At 69.1% G+C, this 24,746-nt stretch carries 23 protein-coding genes; 13 read left to right on the top strand and 10 right to left on the bottom strand.

The annotated features are described in order from the left end of the window. Nucleotides 1-199 precede the first annotated feature (199 nt). The 5 genes from AB0I03_RS02765 (at nt 200) to AB0I03_RS02745 (ending at nt 4,409) form a co-directional block, all read left to right on the top strand. Nucleotides 200-2,059: an acetolactate synthase large subunit gene (locus AB0I03_RS02765; protein WP_360405303.1), complete on the top strand. Its 1,860-nt coding sequence runs from the start codon at nt 200-202 to the stop codon at nt 2,057-2,059. After that, on the top strand, nt 2,059-2,580 hold the full coding sequence (ilvN, locus tag AB0I03_RS02760) for an acetolactate synthase small subunit (RefSeq protein ID WP_360405300.1): 522 nt from the start codon (nt 2,059-2,061) through the stop codon (nt 2,578-2,580). Before AB0I03_RS02765 ends, ilvN begins: the two co-directional genes overlap by 1 nt. 18 nt (nt 2,581-2,598) lie before the next feature. Beyond that, nucleotides 2,599-3,609 (top strand): ketol-acid reductoisomerase, encoded by a 1,011-nt coding sequence (gene ilvC / locus AB0I03_RS02755; protein WP_360405297.1) that lies wholly within the window; start codon nt 2,599-2,601, stop codon nt 3,607-3,609. Nucleotides 3,610-3,729: 120 nt separating this feature from the next. Further along, nucleotides 3,730-3,984, top strand: coding sequence for a type II toxin-antitoxin system VapB family antitoxin (locus AB0I03_RS02750; RefSeq protein WP_360405294.1), 255 nt, complete (start codon nt 3,730-3,732; stop codon nt 3,982-3,984). Then, entirely contained in the window at nt 3,981-4,409 is a 429-nt protein-coding gene (locus tag AB0I03_RS02745) for a type II toxin-antitoxin system VapC family toxin (protein WP_360405291.1), read from the top strand. Before AB0I03_RS02750 ends, AB0I03_RS02745 begins: the two co-directional genes overlap by 4 nt. A gap of 149 nt (nt 4,410-4,558) precedes the next feature. Here AB0I03_RS02745 and AB0I03_RS02740 read toward each other — a convergent pair whose 3' ends face one another. Further along, nucleotides 4,559-5,170, bottom strand: coding sequence for a TetR/AcrR family transcriptional regulator (locus AB0I03_RS02740; RefSeq protein WP_360405288.1), 612 nt, complete (start codon nt 5,168-5,170; stop codon nt 4,559-4,561). Nucleotides 5,171-5,260: 90 nt separating this feature from the next. Between AB0I03_RS02740 and AB0I03_RS02735 the strand changes: the two genes are divergently transcribed. From AB0I03_RS02735 to AB0I03_RS02705, 7 genes are all read left to right on the top strand, one after another. Further along, nucleotides 5,261-6,307 (top strand): aldo/keto reductase, encoded by a 1,047-nt coding sequence (locus tag AB0I03_RS02735; protein ID WP_360405285.1) that lies wholly within the window; start codon nt 5,261-5,263, stop codon nt 6,305-6,307. Between the two features lie 72 nt (nt 6,308-6,379). Then, nucleotides 6,380-7,885, top strand: coding sequence for a tRNA (N6-isopentenyl adenosine(37)-C2)-methylthiotransferase MiaB (gene miaB / locus AB0I03_RS02730; RefSeq protein WP_360405282.1), 1,506 nt, complete (start codon nt 6,380-6,382; stop codon nt 7,883-7,885). Nucleotides 7,886-7,917: 32 nt separating this feature from the next. After that, nucleotides 7,918-8,238 (top strand): toxin-antitoxin system HicB family antitoxin, encoded by a 321-nt coding sequence (locus AB0I03_RS02725; RefSeq protein WP_360405279.1) that lies wholly within the window; start codon nt 7,918-7,920, stop codon nt 8,236-8,238. After that, on the top strand, nt 8,235-8,672 hold the full coding sequence (locus AB0I03_RS02720; RefSeq protein ID WP_360405276.1) for a type II toxin-antitoxin system VapC family toxin: 438 nt from the start codon (nt 8,235-8,237) through the stop codon (nt 8,670-8,672). The genes AB0I03_RS02725 and AB0I03_RS02720 overlap by 4 nt, the downstream gene beginning before the upstream one ends. A gap of 61 nt (nt 8,673-8,733) precedes the next feature. Beyond that, nucleotides 8,734-9,399: a HEAT repeat domain-containing protein gene (locus AB0I03_RS02715; protein ID WP_360405273.1), complete on the top strand. Its 666-nt coding sequence runs from the start codon at nt 8,734-8,736 to the stop codon at nt 9,397-9,399. 5 nt (nt 9,400-9,404) lie between these two features. Further along, nucleotides 9,405-10,418, top strand: coding sequence for a HEAT repeat domain-containing protein (locus tag AB0I03_RS02710; protein WP_360405270.1), 1,014 nt, complete (start codon nt 9,405-9,407; stop codon nt 10,416-10,418). Nucleotides 10,419-10,462: 44 nt separating this feature from the next. Continuing rightward, entirely contained in the window at nt 10,463-11,278 is an 816-nt protein-coding gene (locus AB0I03_RS02705; RefSeq protein WP_360405267.1) for a methyltransferase domain-containing protein, read from the top strand. A gap of 637 nt (nt 11,279-11,915) precedes the next feature. On the opposite strand, the gene AB0I03_RS02700 is transcribed toward AB0I03_RS02705, so the two are convergent. The 5 genes from AB0I03_RS02700 to AB0I03_RS02680 all read right to left on the bottom strand — a co-directional run bounded on the left by AB0I03_RS02700 (nt 11,916) and on the right by AB0I03_RS02680 (nt 19,014). Then, complete coding sequence (locus AB0I03_RS02700; RefSeq protein WP_360405924.1) at nt 11,916-12,821, bottom strand: NADP-dependent oxidoreductase; 906 nt, start codon at nt 12,819-12,821, stop codon at nt 11,916-11,918. A 178-nt stretch (nt 12,822-12,999) separates the two neighbouring features. Then, nucleotides 13,000-14,883 (bottom strand): ABC transporter ATP-binding protein, encoded by a 1,884-nt coding sequence (locus AB0I03_RS02695; protein WP_360405264.1) that lies wholly within the window; start codon nt 14,881-14,883, stop codon nt 13,000-13,002. Continuing rightward, a complete protein-coding gene (locus tag AB0I03_RS02690; RefSeq protein ID WP_360405921.1) occupies nt 14,880-16,670 on the bottom strand; it encodes an ABC transporter ATP-binding protein in 1,791 nt (596 codons plus the stop codon). Before AB0I03_RS02690 ends, AB0I03_RS02695 begins: the two co-directional genes overlap by 4 nt. Nucleotides 16,671-16,809: 139 nt before the next feature. Beyond that, on the bottom strand, nt 16,810-17,568 hold the full coding sequence (locus tag AB0I03_RS02685) for a tyrosine-protein phosphatase (protein WP_360405261.1): 759 nt from the start codon (nt 17,566-17,568) through the stop codon (nt 16,810-16,812). Nucleotides 17,569-17,796: 228 nt separating this feature from the next. Further along, entirely contained in the window at nt 17,797-19,014 is a 1,218-nt protein-coding gene (locus AB0I03_RS02680; RefSeq protein ID WP_360405258.1) for a DUF349 domain-containing protein, read from the bottom strand. A 163-nt stretch (nt 19,015-19,177) separates the two neighbouring features. On the opposite strand from AB0I03_RS02680, the gene miaA reads away from it, so the two are divergent. Then, the gene (miaA, locus tag AB0I03_RS02675) at nt 19,178-20,086 is read left to right on the top strand and encodes a tRNA (adenosine(37)-N6)-dimethylallyltransferase MiaA (RefSeq protein WP_360405255.1); all 909 of its coding nucleotides are present in this window, start codon (nt 19,178-19,180) and stop codon (nt 20,084-20,086) included. Nucleotides 20,087-20,136: 50 nt separating this feature from the next. Here miaA and AB0I03_RS02670 read toward each other — a convergent pair whose 3' ends face one another. The 4 genes from AB0I03_RS02670 to murA all read right to left on the bottom strand — a co-directional run bounded on the left by AB0I03_RS02670 (nt 20,137) and on the right by murA (nt 24,563). Then, on the bottom strand, nt 20,137-21,132 hold the full coding sequence (locus tag AB0I03_RS02670) for an aldo/keto reductase family protein (RefSeq protein ID WP_360405252.1): 996 nt from the start codon (nt 21,130-21,132) through the stop codon (nt 20,137-20,139). 73 nt (nt 21,133-21,205) lie between these two features. Beyond that, entirely contained in the window at nt 21,206-22,285 is a 1,080-nt protein-coding gene (locus AB0I03_RS02665; protein ID WP_360405249.1) for a WG repeat-containing protein, read from the bottom strand. 117 nt (nt 22,286-22,402) lie between these two features. Next, nucleotides 22,403-23,059, bottom strand: a complete 657-nt coding sequence (locus tag AB0I03_RS02660; RefSeq protein WP_360405246.1) for a DUF3043 domain-containing protein — start codon at nt 23,057-23,059, stop codon at nt 22,403-22,405. Between the two features lie 163 nt (nt 23,060-23,222). Beyond that, on the bottom strand, nt 23,223-24,563 hold the full coding sequence (gene murA / locus AB0I03_RS02655; RefSeq protein WP_360405918.1) for a UDP-N-acetylglucosamine 1-carboxyvinyltransferase: 1,341 nt from the start codon (nt 24,561-24,563) through the stop codon (nt 23,223-23,225). Between the last annotated feature and the right edge of the window lie 183 nt (nt 24,564-24,746).

Here is a 24,746-nt window from a genome sequence, read left to right as displayed (position 1 = left end):
GGAGCGTGCCGAAGCAGAACTACGACCAGAGCATCGCGACCGCGCCCGCCGCGCGGCCGCTCGTCGTAGTACTTATCTAGCGCACCGTCGTTCTCCGACGGTGCGCTCGCCCCGTGCGTCTAGCACGCGGGCGATTTTTTCTGCCCGGGGAACGACGCCACATGTCGAACCAGCCACATCTCCCTATTGGACGAAGGACATGAGCACACCAGTGAAGGCACCGAAGCCTGGGCCGCAGGCTGCCAAAGCTCAGCCTGCGAGGCCGAAGGCCCCCAAGCCGGCTCCTCCGATCGGCGCGTCCAGCGCCGCACCCGTCCTCACCGGCGCGCAGGCCGTCGTCCGCGCGCTCGAGGAGCTCGAGGTCGAGGCCGTCTTCGGCATTCCGGGCGGCGCGATCCTCCCCGCCTACGACCCGCTCTTCGACTCCGAGCAGGTGCGCCACGTCCTCGTCCGGCACGAGCAGGGCGCCGGCCACGCCGCCCAGGGTTACGCCCTCGCCACCGGCAAAGTCGGCGTGTGCATGGCCACCTCCGGCCCCGGCGCCACCAACCTGGTGACCCCGCTCGCCGACGCCCACATGGACTCCGTCCCGATCGTGGCCATCACCGGCCAGGTCGCCTCCTTCGCGATCGGCACCGACGCCTTCCAGGAGGCCGACATCGTCGGCATCACCATGCCGATCACCAAGCACTCCTACCTGGTCACCGACGCCGCGGACATCCCGCGCGTCCTCGCCGAGGCCTTCTACGTGGCCGCCTCCGGGCGCCCCGGCCCGGTCCTCGTCGACATCCCCAAGGACATCCTCAACGCCCACGCCCCCTTCGTGTGGCCGCCCAAAATGGACCTGCCGGGCTACCGTCCCACGACGCAGCCGCACGGCAAGCAGATCCGCGAGGCCGCCGCGCTCATCAGTGAGGCCAAGCGCCCCGTGCTCTACGTCGGCGGCGGCGTCATCAAGTCCGGCGCGCACGCCGAACTGCTGGAACTGGCCGAGCTCACCGGCGCGCCCGTTGTCACCACCCTGATGGCCCGCGGCGCCTTCCCCGACTCGCACCCGCAGCACCTGGGCATGCCCGGCATGCACGGCACCGTCCCCGCGGTGCACGCCCTCCAGAAGTCGGACCTGCTGGTCTCCCTCGGCGCCCGCTTCGACGACCGCGTCACCGGCAAGCTCTCGTCCTTCGCGCCCGAGGCGAAAGTCGTCCACGTCGACATCGACCCCGCCGAGATCGGCAAGAACCGCGAGGCCGACGTCCCGATCGTGGGCGACTGCAAGGCCGCCATCGCCGCCATGATCGAGGTCTACACCGACCCCGGCAAGGAGCGCCTGAAGGTCTGGTGGGAGACCCTCGACGACCTGCGCGGCCGCTACCCGCTCGGCTACGCCGACATCGACGACGGCCTCACCTCCCCGCAGTACGTGATCGAGCGCCTCGGCGCGCTCGCACCCGAGGACACACTGTGGACCACCGGCGTCGGCCAGCACCAGATGTGGGCCTCGCAGTTCATCAAGTACGAGCGGCCGGGCACGTTCCTCAACTCCGGCGGCCTGGGCACCATGGGCTTCGCGGTCCCGGCGGCCATGGGCGCCAAGCTCGGCCGCATGGACCGCACCGTGTGGGCCGTGGACGGCGACGGCTGCTTCCAGATGACCAACCAGGAGCTCGCGACCTGCGCGATCGAGGGCATCCCGATCAAGGTCGCCGTCATCAACAACGGCAACCTGGGCATGGTCCGCCAGTGGCAGACGCTGTTCTACGACAAGCGCTACTCGCAGACGAACCTGTCCACGCACCACTCCGAGGCCTCGCCGCGGGTCCCGGACTTCGTGAAGCTCGCCGAAGCCCTCGGCTGCGTCGGCCTGCGCGCCGACCACGTCGATGAGGTGGACGACATCATCAAGCAGGCCAACGCGATCAACGACCGACCCGTCGTGGTCGACTTCACCGTCGGCCCCGACGCCATGGTGTGGCCGATGGTCCCGGCCGGGGTCTCCAACGACGAGATCCTCTACGCGCGCGACGTGCGGCCCAACTTCGACGACGAGGGAGCGATCTAGTGAGCGTCCACACCCTTTCGGTCCTCGTGGAGAACAAGGCCGGCGTCCTCGCCCGCGTGGCCGCCCTGTTCGCCAGGCGCGGCTTCAACATCGACTCCCTCGCCGTCGGCGAGACCGAGCACCCCGGCGTCAGCCGCATCACCATCGTGGTCGACGTCGAGGCGGGCTCGCTGGAGCAGGTCACCAAGCAGCTCAACAAGCTCATCCACGTCCTGAAGATCGTGGAACTGGAAGCGGGCTCCTCCGTGCAGCGCGAACTGCTGCTGGTGAAGGTCCGCGCCGACGCCGCCACCCGCGGCCAGGTCATCGCCGCCGCCGAGCTGTTCAAAGCCCGCTCGGTCGACGTCACACCCGACACGGTCACCTTCGAGGTCACCGGGAACTCCGACAAGATCGAGGCGTTCCTGGAAGTCCTCGAGCCGTTCGGGATCAAGGAGCTCGTCCAGTCGGGGACGGTCGCGCTCGGCCGCGGCGCCAAGTCGATGGCGTCGCTGTCGCGCTACGTCTCTCCGAACAGCTAGTAACGAAGGAAGCAGTACATGTCCGCTGAAGTGTTCTACGACGACGACGCCGATCTGGCCCTCATCCAGGGCAAGAAGGTCGCCGTCCTCGGCTACGGCTCCCAGGGCCACGCCCACTCGCTGAGCCTCCGCGACTCCGGTGTCGAGGTCGTCATCGGTCTGCAGGAGGGCTCCAAGTCCCGCCCGAAGGCCGAGGAGGCGGGCCTGAAGGTGCTCACCCCGGCCGCGGCGGCCGAATGGGCCGACGTCATCATGATCCTCGTCCCGGACACGGCGCAGGCCAAGCTGTACGCCGAGGAGATCGCCCCGAACCTGTCCGCCGGGAACAGCCTGTTCTTCGGCCACGGCTTCAACATCCGCTACGACCTGATCCAGGCCCCCGCGGACGTCAACGTCGCCATGGTCGCCCCGAAGGGCCCGGGCCACATGGTCCGCCGCCAGTTCGTGGACGGCAAGGGCGTCCCCGCGCTCGTCGCGGTCGAGCAGGACCCGTCCGGCGACACCCAGGCCGTCGCCCTCTCCTACGCGAAGGCGATCGGCGGCACCCGCGCGGGCGTCCTGAAGACCACCTTCAAGGAGGAGACCGAGACCGACCTGTTCGGCGAGCAGGCCGTGCTCTGCGGCGGCGCCGCCGAACTCATCAAGGCCGGCTTCGAGACCCTGGTCGAGGCGGGCTACGCCCCCGAGGCCGCGTACTTCGAGTGCCTGCACGAGCTCAAGCTCATCGTGGACATGATCTACGAGGGCGGCATCGCCAACATGTGGTACTCCGTCTCGGACACCGCCGAGTACGGCGGCCTCACCCGCGGACCGCGCGTCGTCAACGCCGACACCAAGGCCGAGATGAAGCGCATCCTCACCGAGATTCAGGACGGCACCTTCGCCAAGGAATGGGTCGCGGAGTCCGAGAAGCGCGAGAACTACAAGAAGCTCCAGCAGGAGCAGGCCGACCACAAGATCGAAGAGACCGGCGCCAAGATGCGCGCGCTGATGCCCTGGGTGCAGCGCAAAATTACAGAAACTGCCTAATTGGGCGTATTTGCCTGAAAGGCCGGGAACTGCGTAGCGGTTCCCGGCCTTCGGTTTTCAGGGTCCGAGGGCTGGGCGCGTCGATTCTAGATTTCTAGAATCTGCGATAGAATTGCAGACATGGCATTGAGTATCAAGAGTCCGGCGGCCGACCAGCTCGCGCGCGAGCTGGTCGCGGCTACCGGCGAATCCCTGACAGAGGCCGTGGAGACGGCGATCCGGGAGCGGTTGGACCGACAGGCTCGCGGTTCCCGGACTCGGCGCATCCGTCATCGCTTGGACGCGCTGCGCGCCGAACTGCGGTCCTTGCCGGTCTTGGACGCGCGCTCTGCTGACGAGATCATCGGCTACGACGAGGACGGCTTGCCCGCGTGACCGAAACCGACTACATCGTCGTTGACACGTCGGCCGTCGTTGCGGTCCTGAGTGACGAGCCTGGTGCCGACTGGCTGGCGGAAACGCTTGCACAGACGACCGCCGCGGTGATGCCTGCGGCGACTTATCTTGAACTCGGCATGGTCCTCGAATCCCGCTTTGGGCTGCTCGGTACGGGGGCCGCCGCTCGGTTCCTCCGCGACGCTGAAATCGAGATCGTCGAGGTCACCGCGAGCGCCGCCGAGCGGGCGCTCGAATCGTGGCGCCGATTCGGCAACGGGCGGCATCCCGCCAAGCTGAACTTCGGCGACTGCATCGTCTATGGCGTCGCCGCCGAGCTCGACCGCCCGATCCTTTGCGTCGGTGAAGACTTCGTCCGGACCGACATCGCAGTCTTGAGACCGCCGTCGGACAGCTCTGCATAGATGCGCAGGTTTCGTTCTGCCGCTGGGTGCAGCGCAAGGTCACCGAGACCGCTTAAGCATTAAGCGCGAGCTCATGCGCTGTTAGCAGCCCAAGATCACCGAGAGGCCGGGAACCGCACTGCGGTTCCCGGCCTTTTGCGTGGGCGGGGTCAGGCGGTGAAGGCGCCTGCTCGGGCGGCGGTCGCCGCCGCCTTCGCGGCGCGGTCGGCGCTGGCCCGGTCGACGGGGTCGCCGCCGATGAGGAGGCGGTAGTAGAGGGGCGCGGAGACGGCGCGGATGACCTCGGTCGGGTCGGTGCCTGCGGGGATCTCGCCGCGTTCGATGGCGGCGGTGACGCAGGGCGCCCATTCCTCGGTGCGGATGCGGTAGAAGCGGTGCAAGGCCTCGGCGGTCTGGGGGTCGCAGGCGGCGGCGGTGATGAGGGCCTTGAAGAGCGGGCCTTGCCGCGGGTCGCTCAGTGTGGACTGGACGAGGCGGGCCTGCGCCGTGAGGTCGCCCAGGAGCGAGCCGGTCTCGCTGCGCGGCAAGGAGTCTTCGGCCATCTCGGTCAGCAGGTCCGCCACGAGTCCGGGGACGGTGCCCCAGCGGCGGTAGACCGTGGTCTTGCCGACGCCGGCGCGGCGGGCGATCTCGGCGAGGTCGAGCCGGTCGAAGCCGTCTTCGGCCAGGGCGTCGCCGGCGGCGCGGAGCACGGCCTCGCGGACCTTCGCGGTCCGGCCGCCGGGGCGGACGGTGCCGGGATCGGGACGCTCGTCACTCATAACGGGACTCCAGTTGCGTTAATGATGCTTCGTGGGCTAGCTTAGTCGAAGTTCTTAACGGAACTCTAGGACCATTAGAAGGGTTGCATCATGGAATACCGCAGGCTCGGCGCGTCAGGCCTCCACGTCCCCGCCCTCAGCTTCGGCGCGGGCACCTTCGGCGGGCGCGGCCCGCTCTTCAGCGCCTGGGGCGACACCGGCGCCGACCAGGCCCGCCGCATGGTCGACATGGCGCTCGACGCGGGCGTCACCATGTTCGACTCGGCCGACGTCTACTCCGACGGCGAATCCGAGCGGGTCCTCGGCCAAGCCCTCAAGGGCCGCCGGGACCGGGCCCTCATCTCCACCAAGGCGGGCCTGCCGACGGGGGAGGGGCCGCAGGACGCCGGCACCGGCCGCGCCCGGCTCATCGCCGCCGTCGAGGCCGCCCTCACGCGCCTCGGCACCGACCACATCGACCTCTTCCAGCTCCACGCGTTCGACGCGGGCACGCCCGTCGAGGAGACCGTGAGCGCCCTCGACGACCTCGTGAAGACCGGCAAGCTCCGCTACATCGGCGTCTCGAACTTCGCGGGCTGGCAGCTCATGAAGTCCCTCGCCGCCGCCGACGCGCACGGCTGGACCCGCTATGCGGCCCACCAGGTGTACTACTCGCTCGTCGGCCGCGACTACGAGTGGGAGCTCATGCCGCTCGGCCACGACCAGGGCGTCGGCGCCGTCGTCTGGAGCCCGCTCGGCTGGGGCCGCCTCACCGGCAAGATCCGCCGCGGGCAGCCGCTCCCCGCAGGCAGCCGCCTCCACGAGACCGCCCAATGGGGGCCTCCCGTCGCCGACGAACTCCTCTACGACGTGGTCGACGTCCTCGCGGCACTGAGCGAGGAGACCGGCCGGACCATCCCGCAGATCGCCCTCAACTGGCTCCTGCGCCGCCCCACCGTCGCGTCCGTCATCATCGGCGCCCGCAACGAGCGCCAGCTCCAGGACAACCTCGGCGCGATCGGCTGGGAGCTCACCACCGACCAGGTCGCGCGCCTCGACAAGGCCAGCGGCCGCACCGCTCCCTACCCGTACTACCCCTACGAGGTCCAGGAGGGCTTCGCCCGCCTCAACCCGCCGCTCACCCCGCAGGCGCGGTGATTCCGGGAGGGCCGGGACCCAAGTGGTTCCCGGCCCTCGGGCTGTGACGTGACTCGCGTCTATCCTGGGAGGGTGGTTGACCAAGCGGTGAAGACGTACCAGGTGAAGACGTACGGCTGTCAGATGAACGTGCACGACTCCGAGCGCATCGGGGGCCTGCTCGAGGAGGCCGGGTACGTCCCGGTCGCCGCCGACGCCGCCCCCGACCTCGTCGTGTTCAATACCTGCGCGGTGCGCGAGAACGCCGACAACAAGCTCTACGGCAACCTCAGCCACCTCGCCCCCGCCAAGCGCGCGAACCCCGACATGCAGATCGCCGTCGGCGGCTGCCTCGCCCAGAAGGACCGCGGCGAGATCGTCAAGCGCGCCCCCTGGGTCGACGCCGTGTTCGGCACCCACAACATCGGCTCACTGCCGGTCCTCCTGGAACGCGCCCGCCACAACCAGGAGGCCGAGGTCGAGATCCTCGAGACCCTCGAGACGTTCCCCTCCGCCCTCCCCACCAAGCGCGACTCCACCTACTCCGGCTGGGTCTCGATCTCCGTGGGCTGCAACAACACCTGCACGTTCTGCATCGTGCCGAGCCTGCGCGGCAAAGAGAAGGACCGCCGCCCCGGCGAGATCCTCGCCGAAGTCCAGGCCCTGGTCGACGAAGGCGTCTCCGAAGTCACGCTCCTGGGCCAGAACGTCAACACCTACGGCGTCGAGTTCGGCGACAAGCTCGCCTTCGGCAAGCTCCTGCGCGCCTGCGGCGCCATCGAAGGCCTCGAACGCGTGCGCTTCACCAGCCCGCACCCGAAGAACTTCACGCACGACGTCATCGCGGCGATGAGCGAGACCCCGAACGTCTGCCACTCGCTCCACATGCCCCTCCAGTCCGGCTCGGACAAGGTGCTCAAGGACATGCGCCGCTCCTACCGCTCCGAGAAGTACCTGCAGATCATCGCCGACGTCCGCGAGGCCATGCCCGACGCGGCCATCACCACCGACATCATCGTCGGCTTCCCCGGCGAGACCGAGGAGGACTTCCAGGCCACCCTCGACGTCGTCGAACAGGCCCGCTTCTCCAGCGCCTTCACCTTCCAGTACTCCATCCGCCCCGGCACCCCCGCCGCGACCATGGAGGACCAGATCCCCAAAGCCGTCGTCCAAGAACGCTACGAGCGCCTGGTCGCCCTGCAGGAACGTGTCTCCTGGGAGGAGAACCGCAAACTCGAGGGCACCGAAGTCGAAGTCCTCGTCACCGTCGGCGACGGCCGCAAAGACGCCGCCACCGGCCGACTCTCCGGCCGCGCCCGCGACGGCCGCCTCGTCCACTTCAACGTCACACCGAGCGAGACCGACCCCACCGGCAACGCCGAAGGCGTCCGCCCCGGCGACGTCATCACCACCGTCATCACCTACGGCGCCCCCCACCACCTCGTCGCGGACGGCCAGATCCTCACCCACCGCGCGACGAAGGCCGGCGACGCCTGGGCCGCAGGCAAGGCCACCAAACTCCCCGGCGTCAGCCTCGGCATGCCGAGCATCGGCCGGAAGCCCCTGCCGAAGGCTGAAACCCCTGGCTGCGCCTGCTGATATCACTCCACCTTGAGTGCTATCATCGAGGTATGAAGCAGCTCCTACTCCGCGTCGACGACGACCTCCACGCCCGCCTCACCGAGCGGGCGAAACGAGAACACCGCTCGGTCAACGCGATCGCGAACGAGATCCTCTCCGTCATCGGCGAGCAGGACGGCCGCACCGCGACCGAGAAAGTCCGAGCCAAGGCCGCCGCCCTCGGCATGCTCGCCCCACCGCTCAAAGTCGCCAAAGAACCGACCCCCGTCCGCGACGTCGAATCGCTCCGCACCCGCGTACTCGACTCGATGCGCGGCGTCGGCCCCATCCTCGACCAGATACTCGAAGAAGACCGGGACCGACTCCTGTGATCGTCTACGCCGACTCGTCGGTGCTCGCCCGCTCATACCTGCCCGACGAACGCGGCCACGCCGAAGCCCTCAAGCTCCTGCGCGACCCCGAAATCCTCGTCGTCACCGGCTCATGGACCCGCATCGAAGTCGCCGGGGCCCTCGTCCGCACCGCCCGCGCCAAACGCCGCGACAAAGACCAACTGCTCGACATCTGGCGCGCCGACACCGGCCCCGACGGCCCCATCACCGTCATCTCCGCCCCGCAAGACCAGGTCGAAGGCGAAGCCTTCGAAATCGTCGCAACCCACGGCATCCGCGCCATGGACGCCTGGCACATCGCCACCGCCACACTCCTCCTCCCCGACCTCGCCGGCAGCGAACCCTACGCATTCGCCTCCCGCGACAAAGAACAAGCCGCCGTCGCCGAACTCCGCGGCTTCTCCCTCGTCTGACACCCGCGCCACCCGATACTTGACATTGACACAGTGTCAAGGCGTTCACTGGTGCCAGGAGGTGGTTCCCATCAACACGGAACACGCGACAACCCAGCTCATCGCCGCCCTGGCCGCCGACGCCCCGTCCACACGGCTCAAAGCCGCGCTCACCATCGGCACCGACCCGCACCCCGCGCTGCTCGACGCCCTCGTCGCCCGCTGCGGCACCGAACCCGACTTCTACGTACGCGACATGCTCACCTGGGCCCTGACCCGACTCCCCACCGACCTCACCGTCCCACGACTCCTCAACGAACTCGCATCAAACGAGTCACAAGCCCGAAGCCAAGCCCTGCACACCCTGTCCAAGATCGGCGACCCCCGCGCCTGGCCCGCAATGACACCCGAACTGCTCCGCGACCCCGACGACGAAGTCGCCCGCGCCGCCTGGCGCGCCGCCGAAGCCGTCGTCCCCGAAGGACACGAACGAGAACTCGCCGAAACCCTCGCAACCCAGCTCGGCCGCGGCGGGCGCGAAATCCAACGCAGCCTCAGCCGCGCCCTGATCGCGCTCGGCACCGTCATCGAACCGATCCTCCAACGCGCCCTGACCAGCGACGACCCCGTCATCGCAGCCCACGCCGCCGCCACCGAAAAACTCCTGCACGACCCCGACGCCGCATTCGAACCCGCCGTCAAGGAAGCGAAACGGATCTACGCCCTCGGCAACGAACGACAGGACTGAACACGATGCTGATCGGTGAGGTCGCACGCCGCTCCGGCGTCAGCGCCCGAATGCTCAGACACTACGAATCACTCGGGCTCGTGCGACCCACCGGCCGCACCACCGGCGGCTACCGCGAATACGCCGACACGGACATCCAGCGGATCTTCCACGTCGAGAGCCTGCGAACCCTCGGCCTCTCGCTCCGCCAGATCGGCCAGGTCCTCGACGACCCAGGGTTCACCCCCTCCGACCTCATCGGCGACCTCATCCAGGAGACCGAGCACCGCCTCGCCCGCGAACAGGAACTCCTCAAGCGCCTCCGCGCGGTCGACGCAACCGAGCCCACCGGCTGGGAAGGGGCCCTGCGCATCGTCGAACTCCTCCGCGGCCTCAGTTCACCAAGCGCCGCAAGACGACAGCAGGCCATCCTCGCCCCCCGATCCGACCTGCCGGCCCCCGTCTTGGCCCAAGCCGTCCTCACCGAAACCGACCCACACGTCGCCGGAGCCCTGCGCTGGGCCCTCGCACGAGCCGGCACCGACGCGGTCGCGAACCTCGCCCCCGGCCTCGCGAGCAGCGACGTCGAAGTCCGCCGCCGCGCCGTGCAGATGCTCGCCGAGATCCCCGGCGACGAATCGGCCGAAATCCTCACCGACGCCCTCGCCGACCCCGACCCGCACGCCCGGGGGCGCGCCGCCCTGGCACTGGGCGCACGCGGCAGACCCGAATCGATCCCGGCCCTCATCGCCGTGATCGTCACAGGCGTCAATGATGTGGAAGCGGCCGAAGTGCTCGGGGCCCTGGCGCGCGACCCGGAACTCGCGGCACCGATCCAGGAAGCGCTGGCAGCCGAACTCACCGCGCCCTCCGCGGACCACGCCGTGCGGATGCGCCTGGTCCAGGCCCTCGCCGAAATGCCGGACGCCCTCGCTCTCACACTGCTGCGCGGCCTCGCCGCCGACGCCGACCGCACCGTCGCCCGTACTGCCGCCGCCCTGGCCGCCCTGATCGAGAAGCGGGCGGCTGACGGCGCTTGAACCGCGCGCGCGAATCCGCGCGGTTCGTGCCAGAATCGGTTGGTATGGAACGGGACACCGAAGTGCAGGCGCAGCGCGATTTCATGTACGGGGAGCTCGACCTTGGCTCCTTCACGATCTTCTCGGGATCGTTCATCAACTACGGCTACTGGGGTGCGCTCGAGCCGGACCGCGAGATCACCGTGGAGGAGCGGACCGCCAGCCAAGCCGAGCTGTACCGGCAGGTCGTCGCGCGGCTCGAACCGCAAGCAGGAGCACAGCTCCTGGAACTCGGATCGGGCATCGGCGTCGGGGCCGCGCTCGTCGCCCGCGAGTTCGACGTGAGCGTCACTGGCCTCGACCGGTCGCCCGCGCAGCTCGCCCGAGCCGCGAAAGCCAACGCCGAGTCGCTCGAGGCCCTGCGCGGGCGGCTCTCGTACCACCGGGGCTCAGTCACCGAGATCCCTTGGGGAGACGGCACCTTCGACGGGGTCTACGCGGTCGAGATGCTCCAGCACGTCGACGACCTCGCCTCGGTGGCCAGCGAGGCGCACCGAGTCCTCAAAGCCGGCGGGCGCTTCGCCGCCGCGACGTTCTTCGCACCCGACGGCGCCGACACCGCACCGGTCGCCGACCTGATCGAGACCGTGGCCTCCGGCGTCGACGTCGTGCGCCCGGTGGGGGAGCTCGCCGCAGAGCTGACCCGAGCAGGATTCACCGAAGTCACGTTGACCCCGATCGGAGAGCACGTCTGGCGCCAATTCGACCAGTGGGTCGCCCAGACCGAGCATCGTGACTCGTGGGGCCGCAACTGGCTGCGCTGCTACGAGAACGGCTGGATCGACTACTACCTCATCACTGCGGCCACTGTGGCCGAATGAATTGCTCCGGCACGATTCGAGATCGCAAGCAGCCGATCATTGCGGTCGCGTCGAGTTGCCTCCAAGCTGCCTTTGTGGCGTGAGCTAGGCAATGCCTGGCGCTGCACTCGCAGATGGGCGCTTGGGAAGTCGTCTCGTGCGATCGACGGGTGTGCAGGGCGGCGGCATCGATGGTGAGCGGCTTTCGACCGTAGAGCATTATGGGCGGCCGGGCTGGTGTGCCCGGCCGCCCGTGTGGCCTCCGCGGAGGCGGTGTGGCCTGTGCGGGGACCGCGCGCGGGTGGGTTCCCGCGCGCGGTCTCGGTATGGTGGCGTTCGCGAATCCCTCTATGTCGCCACCATCCCGCAAGGCCAAGTAGCGTTTTTGTATCAAGGCTGACACATGCTGTAGCCGGTCGGCAACAGAAAGTTTCTGCCTGTGGATAACTTTCGGCGCAGCCGCTTCCGTACCGGATGCGGCCTTGTGGAGCATGGCCGCAGTGGCGGTATCAAGGCTGGTGGTGCAGTTCATCTGGCGCATATGCCAATGCTGTCACGCGTTGGTCCCGGTTGGCGACAACGAGTTTCCAGCCTGTGGATAACTCCGAGCATGCTGAAGGCGGGCGGCGCAATGCGCCGCCCGCCTTGAGCTTCGGCCCTAGTTCGCGGCGATGTTCAGGATGAGCTTGCCCGCAGCGTGGCCGGTCTGGCTCGCGTCCTGGGCTTTCGCCGCGTCCGCGAGTTCGTGCACGGAGTCGATGCGCAGGTCGAACTTGCCGGCCTCGAAGAGCGCGGTGGCCTCGGCGAGAGCGTGGAACGCACTCGCCCTCACCGTCACCTGCGCCTCGGGCACTGAGCCGGAGAAGTCGGCGATCGTCACGACCTGCTTCGGGTCGCCGGTGATCGCGGCCAGCTCGGGAAGCGAACCGGCACCGGCCGCGTCGATCGCGCCGTGCACGCCCTCCGGCGCCAGCGCCGCCACCCGCTCGGCCAAGCCCTCGCCGTACAGCGTGGGCTGCACGCCGAGCGAACGCAGGTACTCGTGGTTGCCTTCGCTCGCGGTGCCGATGACCGTGAGGCCCTTGGCGACCGCGAACTGCGCCGCGGCGCTGCCCACGGATCCGGCCGCGCCGTCGATCACCACGGTCTGCCCGGCGGCGAGGTCCAGCAGTTCCAACGAGCGCACGGCGGTCTCCGCGGCGGTCGGCAGGGCCGCCGCGAGTTCCCAGCTCATCGCTGCGGGCTTCGGCGTGAAGTGGTCCACGACGGTGTACTCGGCCTGTGAGGTCGGCCCGTAACCGATGACCTCGTCACCGACCTTGACGCTCGTGACGCCCTCGCCGACTTCGTCGACCACGCCGGCCGAGTCCCATCCGGGAATGCCGGGGAATTCGACCGGGAAGAGGTCCTGGAGGTATCCGGCCCGGATCTTCCAGTCGATCGGGTTGACGGCCGCGGTGCGGACCTTGATGCGGATCTGGCCCGGGCCGGCGTGCGGCTCCGGCACGTCGGTCACGGCGAGCACATCGGAGGGTCCGTAGGCGGAGAAGGTGAGGGCGAACATGGCGTACCTGGCTTTCTGTTTGCGGGCCAAGGCATTCCGAGGCTCGCTGGGGGATTCACTGTTACTGCAGGTCAAACCTTCGCCTTGCTCCGGTCATTCCGGTTCGCCGCCGTGCGTGATCATCGACGCTCTTCCCGGCGAGGGGAATATCCCGGGCGGGACCGGCCCGCCGGGGGATTCACACCAGGCTGTCCTCCCACTGGCGGTGCAGGGTGGCGTATTCGCCGCCGTGGTCGATGAGCTCGTTCGGGTGGCCGTCCTCGATGATGCGGCCGTGTTCGAGCACGAGCACCCGATCGGCGATCTCTACTGTGGACAGGCGGTGGGCGATGATGATCGCCGTCCGGTCGGCCAGGATCGTGCGCAGTGCGCGCTGCACCAGCCGCTCTGACGGGATGTCGAGCGAAGAGGTCGCCTCGTCGAGGATCAGCACCCGCGGGTCGGCGAGGAACGCCCGCGCGAACACCACGAGCTGGCGCTGGCCGGCCGAGAGCCGGCCGCCGCGCTTACGCACGTGCGTGTCGTACCCCTCCGGGAGCGCCTCGATGAACTCGTGGGCGCCCACGACCTTGGCCGCCTCGACGATCCGCTCCCGGCTCGCTCCCGGCTTGCCGAGCTCGATGTTCTCGGCGATCGTGCCGTTGAACAGGAAGTTCTCCTGCGTGATCATCACGATGTGCTCGCGCAGGTCCCGCTCCGTGAGGTCGCGCAGGTCCACGCCGTCGAGCGAGACCGTGCCGCCCTTCGGGTCGTAGAAGCGGCTCACCAGCTTCGCGATCGTCGTCTTGCCCGCGCCCGTGGCCCCCACGAGCGCCGTGGTCTGGCCGCCCGGGATGCGCAGGTCCAGCCCCGGCAGCACCACCTGGTCCTCCCGGTACTGGAACCGCACGTTGTCGAAGCGGAGCTCGCCGCGGGGCCGCTCGATGGCGCGCGGCTCCTCCGGTTCGCCCACTTCCACCTCTTCGTCCAGCACCCCGGAGATCTTCTCGAGCGCTGAGGTCGCCGACTGCAGCACGTTGTAGAACTGCACCAGCTCGTTCAGCGGGTCGAAGAACCGCTTCATGTACAGCAGGAACGCCGCCAGCACGCCGACCTCGGTGTTGCCCTGCATGACCTGCCAGCCGCCGAACACCAGCACCACCACAGTGGCGAGGTGCCCGATGCCGCGCATCCCGCCGGACATGAACGCGTTCTGCTGGTGCCCCTTGGCCTGCGCGAAGCGGTTGTCGGTGTTGAGCCCGGCGAACAGCTCCCGGTCGCGCTCTTCGCGCCGGTACGCCTGCACCGCGCGCACCCCGCCCATCGACTCCACGAAGTAGACGATGAGGAGGGCCACGGTCTCGCGCGCCCGCCGGTACGCCAGCGTCGACACCCGGTTGAACCAGCGGCCCAGGAGGATCATCAGCGGGAACGTGAGCAGCGTGACCGCTGCCAGCCGCGGGTCGAGCACCAGCATGACGACGGTGATCGTGATGACGTTGAGTCCGGCGAGCACCAGGTCGTCGACGCCGTTCTCGGTCATCTCCCGGATCGACTCCATGTCGGAGCTCTGCCGGGCGGTCACGCGGCCGGACGTGAACCGCTCGTGGAACGACACCGAGAGCTCCTGGAACTTGCGGAACACCCGGTTGCGCAGCGCGAACAGCATCGCGTTGCCGACCTTCGCCGACTGCGCGATGTACAGCCGCACGCACACGTACTTGAGGACCGAGACGACCGCGAACGCGACCGCGATGCCTATCAGCACCGAGTAGTCGCCGCGCTCGCTGATCGCCGGGATCGCGTTGTCGATCCCGAACATGACCAGCAGCGGCGTGGCCATGCTCGTGAAGTTCTGCACCAGCAGGATCGCGCAGAGGAACCCGATCGCCTTCTTATGCGGCCGGATCATCGAGCCCAGGAGCCGGCGCGACTGGCTCCGCAGCTCCTTGATCGACGCCGCGTCGTCCACTTCGGCGCTCGTGCGGTCGGCCTCGGCCGACTCGGCCTGGCCCCGCCACGAGACGTGCTTGTCAGCGGTCTGCTCTGCGGTCTTGTCGGCCGGTTTCTCAGTCTCGGTCACGCCGCCATCTCCTCGGACTCCGCCGAGAGCACGTTCACGTACTCAGGGCTCTGGGCCATCAGCTCGGAGTGCTTCCCGAAGGCCGCGATCCGGCCCTCGTGCAGCAGGGCCACCCGGTCGGCGAGCGCCACCGTCGACGGCCGGTGGACCACGACGAGCGCCGTCGTCTCCCGCAGCACCTGCGCCAGCGCCTTCTCCACGAGCTCTTCGGTGTGCACGTCGAGCGCCGACAGCGGGTCGTCGAGCACCAGCACCGCCGGGCGCACGACCACGGCGCGGGCGAGCGCGAGGCGCTGGCGCTGGCCGCCGGAGAGCGAGAGGCCCTGCTCGCCGATGCGGGTGTCGAGGCCGTACGGCAGGTCGTGCACGAATTCGGCCTGTGCGACCCGGAGGGCTTCGAGGAGGTCGGCCTCGTCGGCGTCGGGGCGGCCGAGCGCCAGGTTCTCGCGGACGCTCATCGAGAACAGGGTGGCCTCTTCGAATGCGGTGGTCACGACCGAGCGGAGGTTCGCGAGCCGCAGGTCGCGGATGTCGGTGCCGTCCAGGAGGATGCGGCCGCCGGTGGGGTCGTTGAGGCGTGAGGGCAGCGACACGAGGGTCGACTTGCCCGAGCCGGTCTTGCCCGCGATCGCGACGGTCTCGCCGGGCTTGACCCGGAGGTTGACGCCGCGCAGGATGTCGCGCGAGTCGTCGTAGCCGAAGCGCACGTCTTCGAAGACGAGTTCGCCGCGCACTTCGCTGCGGTCGATGGCCTTCGCGCCGGGACGGTCCTTGATGGCCGGTTCGGTGTCGAGCACTTCGTAGACGCGGTCGGCGGCGGTCATGGCCTCGTTGCCGTGGGCCATGACCCAGCCGGAGGCCTCGATGGGCCACAGCAGCGCCAGTTGCAGCATGACGAACGCGGTCAGGTCGCCTACGGTCATCCGTCCTTCGGCGACCATGACGGACCCGAAGACCAGGACTGCGCCGATGGCGGCGGTGGCGATCGCGTCGTATCCCGACCATGAGCGGGACGCGATGAGGCTCTTGCGGATGCCCCTGTCGCGCAGTTCGGCGGCCTCCTTCTCGAAGCGCGCGGCCATGAGGGGGCCGCGTCCGAGGGCCTTGATGGCCCGGATGCCGAGCGCGGATTCTTCTGCGGCGCTGGAGACCTCGCCGGACTGGTCCTGCTCGGACCTGGCGGCGGGCAGGTAGCCCCTGAAGAACTTGCGGCCGATGAGGAACAGCGGCACGGCCGAGGCCGCGACGATGAGGGCGAGGCGCCATTCGATGAACAGCAGCTGGCCCAGGATGATCACGATCATGCCGATCGAGGTGATCGCGAAGACGAGGCCGCCGGCGAAGAACCGCCGGATCATGCCGAGGTCGGAGGTGACGCGGGCGAGGAGCTGCCCGGTCTGCCAGCGGTCGTGGAAGCCGGTGTGGAGGCGCTGGAGGTGCTCGTAGAGGCCGGCCCGCATGTCCGCCTCGATCGCCATCGCGGTCGTGGTCTGCATGTAGCGGCGGGCGAGCTGGAGGATCGCGTCGGCGGCGCCAAGGGCGGCGATGACGCCGACGATGACCCACAGGCCCCGCATGTCCCGCTCGGCGATCGGGCCGTCGATGGCCCTGCCGACCAGCGGTGGAATGGCCAGGCCGGAGGCGATGTTCAGCAGCACCATCGTCCACAGCAGTGCCAGCCGGTACCGGTAGGGGTACAGGTACTTCTTGATGCGCCACAGGTTGGTCAGAGCGGACTTCCGCTCGGGTGCCGAACGCTGCGGCTCGAGATCGTCTGTTTCGGACAGTTCTGGAGTTTTCAACCGCTCTGAGCCCACCGGACCACCGTACGAGCAGGGTACGACACAGGGCAATCGAATTTCACCTGCCGACCGGTAGGTGACCGATCGCCGACAGGCGCCCCGGCGGGCTCCGCGAGGGGGACGCTTATTCGAGCAGCAGGTCGCGCAGGGCGTCTGCGCCCTTGAAGCCTGTGGCCGCGGCGTACTCCTCCATGGAGCCGAAGCGGGCGTTGATCTCGTCGATCGTCTGGAGCATCGCCTCGATCGGGACGTCCAGGCCGCCTTCGACCTCGGGCTTGCCGAACTGCCGGTCGCGCCAGGCGCGCCAGCGCGCCGAGCCGTGGCGCGTGAGCGCGTAGTCGGCGGCGATGTCCTCGTCAGCGACGCCGAGGATCGAGAGCAGCACCGCCGCGACGATACCGGTGCGGTCCTTTCCGGCCATGCAGTGGAACACCACCGGTTCCCCGCCGGCGATGACCTCGAGCGAATCGCGTACGGAGTGGTATCCGGACTCCATCATCCCGGTGTAGCGGTGCCGCAGGAAGTCGATGACCTCGGCCTCGTCGGTGAGCCCGTTCGGCCGCAGCCCGATCTGCTCCCACTTGATGTGGAGCATCTCGAAGTGGTGGAACTCGACGCCGTCGGTCTCCGGGAACCGGCCGGACTCGTCCCACTCCTCGGCCCGGCGCAGGTCGATCACGTGCTTCACGCCGAGGTGGTGTACGACGTGCTCGATGTCGGATTCGGAGGCGTTGCCGAAGTTGTCGGAGCGGAAGACCTGCCCGGTCTTCACCTTCTTGCCGCCCAGGCCGGTCCAGCCGCCCACGTCGCGGAGGTTGAACACGTTCTCGGTGGGGACGAACTGCGGGGGGAGCGTCTCCAGGGGGTTGTTCTCAAGAACCATGTGCGTCTGCCTTCCTTGGGATGCGCGGGGAAGCGGCCTCGGGCAAAGCGAACGGCGTGAACCGGATCGGTCCACGCCGTCGTAGCCCTGTCCCATTATCCCGATCGGTCCGCGAACGCGCTCATGCGTTTCCGCGAACCCCGGGCCAACGGCAGGTTTCGCTTACTGGGTTCCTTCGGCAAGCTGAAGGCTGCGCTACTGGGTTCTTTCCGCAAGCTCCAAGCTGCGCTACTGGGTTCCTTCAGCAAGCTGAAGGAACTGCTTCTTGCTGGCCAGGTCGGCTTCCGCCTTCTTGATGCGGCTCGCGTTCCCGTCGGCCTTCGCGCGTTCCAGCTTCTCCTCGGCCTCGGCGACCTGCTGGCGCATCTGGAGCAGCAGCGGGTTCTTCTCGACCGGGACCTTGCGCCAGGCGGTGTCCAGCGCGTCGCGGAGCTTGTCCTCGACGTTGCGCAGGCGCCGCTGCAGCTTGGCCTGGTTCTTGCGGGGGACCGCACCGATGTCGTGCCAGCCGGCCTGCAGCTCGCGGAACGCGTTCTGCGCGGCCTTGGGGTCCTTCTCGATGTCGAGCGCCTCGGCCTGCTTCAGGAGTTCTTCCTTCGCGGCCTGGTTGGCCTCGAGCTCCGCGTCGCGGGCCGAGAAGACCTCGGAGCGGGCGTTGAAGAACACGTCCTGCGCGGCGCGGAACCGCTTCCAGGCCTTCTGCTCGGCGTCGGGCGCCAGTCGCCCGGCGTCCTTCCACTCGGCCATGAGGCCCTTGAGCGCGTCGGCGGTCGGTCCCCAGTCGGTCGAGGTCGACAGCGCCTCGGCGCGGGCGATGAGCTCTTCCTTCTTCTGCCCGATCACCTTGCGCTCGGCGTCGAGCTGCGAGAAGTACGCGCCGCGGTGGCGCGTGAACGTGTCGCGCGCCGAAGAGAACCGGCGCCAGAGCTTCTGGTCGGTCTTCCGGTCGACCCCGTGGATCGCCTTCCACTCCTCGATGATCTCCGAGAAGCGGGCGCCCGAGGCCTTCCAGTGGCTGTCCTTCGCCGCGAGCTCCTCCGCCTCGGCCACGAGGGCCTCCTTGGCGGCGACCGCTTCGGCGCGCTCGGCGTCCTTCGCGGCCTTGAACTCGCCGAGCTTGTCCTCGGCGTGCTTCGAGAGGCCGTCGAGGCGGGTGGCGAGGGCGTCGACGTCCCCGACCACGGCCGCGGTGTCGAGGCCCTCCCGCAGCTTGCGGAGCTGCGAGGCGGCCTGCTCGACGTCGGCGGACTCCGAGTTCAGGCGGGCGGCGATGAGATCGACTTCGACCACGAGGTCGGCGTACTTGCGCGCGAAGTGCGCGAGGCCCTCCTCGGTGGAGCCGGCCTGCCACGAGCCGACCGCGCGCTCGCCGGAGGAGGTTTTCACATAGACCGTGCCGTCGGCGTCAACGCGGCCGAAGCTGGTCCAGTCTCCGAGGTCACTCATCGCGGTAATCTCAAATCCTTCACACGAACTTAGGGACGTACTTCCCGTACCTTACGGTGGTTGACGGGTAGCCGCCAGCCGGGTGGTCGCCGCACGAACCGAAGGGGTCGTTCAGTTGGGCTCTGCAACGCACGCTGGCGGCATACCCACCCTACAGCCGCCGGTGATCGCCGTCGTAGGGCCCACCGCAGCGGGCAAGACCGCGCTGTCGGTGGCGCTCGCCGAAGCGCTGGGCGGCGAGGTGGTGAACGCCGACTCGATGCAGCTCTACCGGGGCATGGACATCGGCACCGCGAAGATCACCGAGGCCGAGAAGCGCGGTGTGCCGCATCATGTCTTCGACGTCCTCGATGTGACCGAACCCGCGGATGTGGCCAGTTACCAGCGGCTCGCCCGGGAGGCCATAACGGACATCCGGGCCCGGGGCAGGCGTCCGGTCCTCGTGGGCGGCTCCGGCCTGTACGTGCAGGCCGCACTCGACGAGATGGAGTTCCCCGGCACCGACCCCGAGATTCGGGCCCGACTCGAGGCCGATCTGGAACGCGAGGGCTCCGCCGCGCTCTGGGAACGGCTGAAAGCCCTCGACGCCGCGGCCGCGAAGGCGATCCTGCCGTCGAACGGCCGCCGGGTCGTGCGCGCCCTCGAAGTCGTGGAGCTCACGGGTTCCTTCACTGCGAGCCTGCCGGTGCCCAAGGCCCATTTCGCGGCCGTCCGCATCGGCGTCGACCTCGACACGCCGGTCTTGGACGAGCGGGTCGAGCGGCGGGTCCAGCGCATGTGGGACGCCGGGCTCCTCGACGAGGTCCGCGCGCTCGAGCGCCAGGGCCTGCGCGAGGGCCGCACCGCGTCCCGCGCCCTCGGCTACCAGCAGGTGCTCGCGCATTTCGCGGGGGAGTACGACGAGGCCGAGGCCTTCCGCCTCACCGCGCAGGGCACGCGCCGCTTCGTGCGCCGCCAGCGCTCCTGGTTCAAAAGGGACGGCCGCATCGAATGGTTCGATGCGGCCGATCCGGAGCTCGTCGCCCGGGCGCTCGCGTTCGCGGCGTCCGCCCGGCACGAGCAGATCCGATAGGATATATCCTATAGGGTCGGTGGAATCCTATAGGATATATCCTATGCGGTTCAGGCGCGCGGGTTCGGCGCCGTGGTCTCCTTCGGGTCGGTCACGGCGACCGGCGCGAGGATGTCGTTGATCTTGGCGTAGACCTCTTCGGGGAGCTTGACGCCGACGGCCTTGACGTTCTCGACGACCTGCTCGGGACGGGTGGCGCCGATGATCGCGGCCGAGACGTTGGTGTGCTGCAGCACCCAAGCCAGGCTCAGCTGCGCGATGGTGAGGCCCTGCTCCTCGGCCAGCGGGCCGAGCTGCTGGACGCGCTCGAGCACGTCGTCGTTGAGCCACTGCTCCACGAAGCGCCCGAACTTCGGGTCCGCGCCGCGCGAGCCCGCGGGGGCGTCCTGGCCCGGCTTGTACTTGCCGGTGAGGATGCCCTGCGCCAGCGGCGACCAGACGATCTGCCCGATCCCCAGCTCCTCGGAGGCCGGGATGACCTCGGCCTCGATGACCCGCCACAGGGCCGAGTACTGGGGCTGGCTCGACACGAGCTGGATCTTCAGCTCCTTGGCGAGCTCGGCGCCGGCGCGGATCTGGTCGGCGGTCCACTCGGAGACGCCGATGTAGTGGGCCTTGCCCGAGTGCACCACGTCGGCGAACGCCTGCATGGTCTCCTCCAGCGGCGTCTCGACGTCCCAGCGGTGGGCCTGGTACAGCTCGACGCGGTCGGTCTGCAGGCGGCGCAGGGAGTTGTCGATGGACTCCTTGATGTGCTTGGTCGAGAGGCCCCGGTCGTTCTTGCCCGGGCCCATCGGCCAGTACACCTTGGTGAAGATCTCCAGGCCGTCGCGGCGCTGGTCCTTCAGCGCGCGGCCGAGGACCTCCTCAGCGGCGCCCTGCGCGTAGACGTCGGCGGTGTCGAACGTGGTGATGCCGGCGTCGAGGGCGGCGTTCACGCACGCGACGGCGGCGTCCTCTTCCACCTGGCCGCCGTGGGTGATCCAGTTGCCGTAGACGAGTTCGGAAATGACGAGGCCTGAGCGGCCGAGATGACGAAACTCCATGCCAAGAGATTACCTGCCGTGCGGCTAGCGTCAACGGCTCAGGCGTCGTACGTGAGGTGAACGAACCGTGCGCTCAGAGCGGCCCGTCGTCGATCGAGACGGCCGCGTCCAGCGTGCGCAGCGCCTCGGCCCGGTCGACCCGCAGCGGCACGATCTCGTTGCCGTCCAAGCCGAGTGCGCCCCACGAGTACCCGTCGGAGGCGAGGAACCCGGACGGGTGGACCTCGACGCGCTGGTACCGCGGGGGCACGACCACGCGCCCGGACTTGTGCACGACGAGCACGCGCCCGCGCTGGGAGGCGACGGCGACGCCGTTCACGAACCCGATCACGGTGCGCCCGTCGGCGGTGGGGGTCTCCATGGAGTTGTAGAGCATCGGGACGACGACGGTGCCGGTGCGGTCGATCGCGCCCCAGTCGGCCTGGCACACCGCGGCCACACCGCCGCGGAAGTCCCCGGCCTGGCTGAACGCGGCCTGCACCACGGGCCGCCCGTCGACGCCGAGGTACCCGAAGCGGCCGGTCTGCGGGTCCTGGAACCGGTCGGGCGCGGGGTGCCCGGCGCGTTCGGGCCAGCCGCGCGGCGGCGGCCCGAACCCGGCCTTCGCGGCGTGCTCCTCGATGAGCGAGAGCGCGGTCTCCACGATCTGCATGACGAACCCGTGCGGGTTCTGCTCGGAGGCGCGCTGCACGTGGATGAGCGACTCGGTGATGCGGCCCTGGGCGATGCACGAGAGCCCCGCGTAGGCCCGCACGGCCCCCGTGAGGGTCCGCGGCAGCTCGCCGGCCTCGGCGAGCGCGAACAGCTGGTCGGCCTCCTCGTAGCGGCCGCGCACGCGCAGCACCTGCGCCAGTCGGGCCCGCGCGGGGGCCAGGAGCAGGTCGGCGCCGACGGCCTCGGCGTACTTGACGGCCGCCGCGGCGTCCACTTCGGCGCCGTCGAAGTCGCCGAGCACGCGCAGGATGACGGCGCGCACGCCGAGCAGCCGGGACTGGTCGGCCTCGGCCGCGGCGCGGGCGAGGCGCATGGTGGCTTCTTCGCGGATCTGCTGGAGGGCGACGGTGTCGGCGATCGCGTGCCGCATGGTGGCGCGATCGAGTGGGCCGAGGGCGCGGAACAGCCCCGCCCGCAAGTCCGCCGCGACATCCACCACGTTGACTACTTTCCGGGGTCAGAGAGGGCTACGACAATTCGAGGGTAAGCCATGGGAGACCCGGGAACGACAGCAGAACGATCCCGGGTCGGACCGGTGCAAAAAGGGCGGGACGGCCTACTTGACGACCTTGCCGAGGTCGTCTTCCTTCGCCTTGTAGCTCATGCGCGGACGCGGGCTGCGCATCGAGCGCGGCATGATGCTTCGCTGGATCGCGTACCAGTACAGGCCGCCCTTGCGCTGCTCGGTCTTCGGGAAGCGCTTGAACACGATCCGCTTGACGCGGCGCGCCAGCAGCACCGATTCGAGCACGATGACGGCCGTCAGCGCGATGAGCGCGATGAACAGGTAGCTCTGGAGCTGCACGGAGCCGGACGTCGAGAGGATGAGGATCGCGAACGCGCCGAACATGTAGTACTGGCCCACGGACCAGCGGGAGTCCACGATGTCGCGCACGAGCAGCCGCTCGGCGCCGCGGTCGCGCGGCAGGTGGTACTTGTCGAAGAGCGGGTCGCCCTTCCACTGGCCTTCGGCGATGCGGGCGCGCTCGGCGCGGATGTCGTCCTTCGCCTGCTTCTTCTGCTCTTTGGTGAGCGGGCCGGCCTTCTTCTGGGCCTCGCGCTTCTCCTTCGCGGTCAGCGGGGGGTTGACCGGGGGGCGCGCCTTGGACTGGTTGGGCCGCTTGGGAGTGGCCTTCCCCTTCTTGTCGGTGGCGGAAGCCGGTTGGGTTTCCTCGGGGGCAGGTGTCTCCGCCTGCACGGACTTCTTCGCCACGGACGTAAGGCCTTCCTCGACTCGCTGCGGGATGCTGCTCCCCAAGCATACCTACGCGGTTTCGGGCCGCTGCCGCTCAGTTGCGGGTAGCGACGCCGCACTCCCGCGGCGCAGGCGGTGCCGCCGCTGCTCAGCCGCGGCCCGCCTGCGTCCCGGGTGATGTTCAGCGGTGGTCGGCGAGCGCCGACGTCGGGCGTTCGATCTTCGCGCCGAGCCCGAGGAGCTTCGCCTCGAAGTTCTCGTAGCCGCGCGTGATGTAGCGGTCGACGCCGTAGACGCGCGAGGTGCCCTCGGCGGCCATGGCGGCGATGAGGTGGCTGAACCCGGCGCGCAGGTCGGGGATCTGGAGGTCGGCGGCGTGCAGCTTCGAGGGCCCGGCGATGACGGCCGAGTGCAGGAAGTTGCGGCGGCCCCAGCGGCACGGGGTGCCGCCCAGGCAGTCGGAGTACAGCTCGATGTTGGCGCCCATGCGGCGCAGCTCGGAGGTGTAGCCGAAGCGGTTCTCGTACACGGTCTCGTGCATGATCGACAGGCCGTCGGCCTGGGTGAGCGCCACCACGATCGGCTGCTGCCAGTCGGTCATGAGCCCGGGGTGCACGTCGGTCTCGAGCGCGACCGGCTTGAGCGGGGTGCCCGGGTGCCAGAAGCGGATGCCGCCCTCGATCGGGTCGTCGTCCACCTCGTACGCGCCGCCGATCGAGCGGAACACGTTGAGGAACGTCATCATGTCGGCCTGCTGCGCGCCGCGCACGAACACGCTGCCCTGGGTGGCGAGCGCCGCCGAGGCCCATGACGCGGCCTCGATGCGGTCGGGCAGGGCCCGGTGCGAGTAGCCCTTGAGCTCGTCCACGCCCACGATCTCGATCACGCGGTTGGTGTGGACCTTGATGATCGCGCCCATCTTCTGCAGGATGCAGATGAGGTCGACGATCTCCGGCTCGATGGCGGCGTTGCGCAGCTCGGTGGTGCCCTTGGCCATCACGGCGGTGAGCAGCACCTGCTCGGTGGCGCCGACGGACGGGAACTCGAGCTCGTAGCGGATGCCGTGGAGGCCGTTGGGCGCCGAGAGGTGCGTGCCGTCGGCGCTCTTCTCGACGACCGCGCCGAACTTGCGGAGCGCGTCGAGGTGGAAGTCGATGGGGCGGCCGCCGATGTTGCATCCGCCGAGGTCGGGGATGAAGGCGCGGCCGAGGCGGTGCAGGAGGGGACCGCACAGGAGGATCGGGATGCGGCTGGTCCCGGCGTGGACGTTGATCTCCTCGACGCCGGCGGACTCGACCGAGGTGGGGTCCATGTAGAGCGTGTCGCCGTCGAGTTCGACGTCGACGCCGTGGACGCGGAGCAGGCCCGTCACGACTTCGACGTCGCGGATGGCGGGCACCGAGCGCAGCACCGAAGGGGACGTGCCCAGCAGGGCGGCGACCATGGCCTTCGAGACGAGGTTCTTCGCCCCGCGGACGTGGACCTCGCCTTCGAGCGGGGTGCCGCCGTGGACGATCAGCATGTCTTCGTTTTCGGGGGTGGCGTCGGTGCTGCTCAAGAGGTCTCCTCGATGGGTGGAGTTCTGTGGGACGAGGCCGGGAACCGCGAGCCGATCGTCGGGTGCGCGTTCACCCGCCAATCATCTCGGCGGACCAACGATAACGGAACGGCCACGGGTAAAACGCCCAGGTAGCGGCATAACCCA

It is taken from the genome of Glycomyces sp. NPDC021274 (genome assembly GCF_040641195.1).
Taxonomy (GTDB): Bacteria; Actinomycetota; Actinomycetes; order Mycobacteriales; family Micromonosporaceae; genus Glycomyces.
The sequence above is the reverse complement of the archived record's forward strand: the minus strand, read 5'-3'. Positions and strand labels throughout refer to the sequence as shown.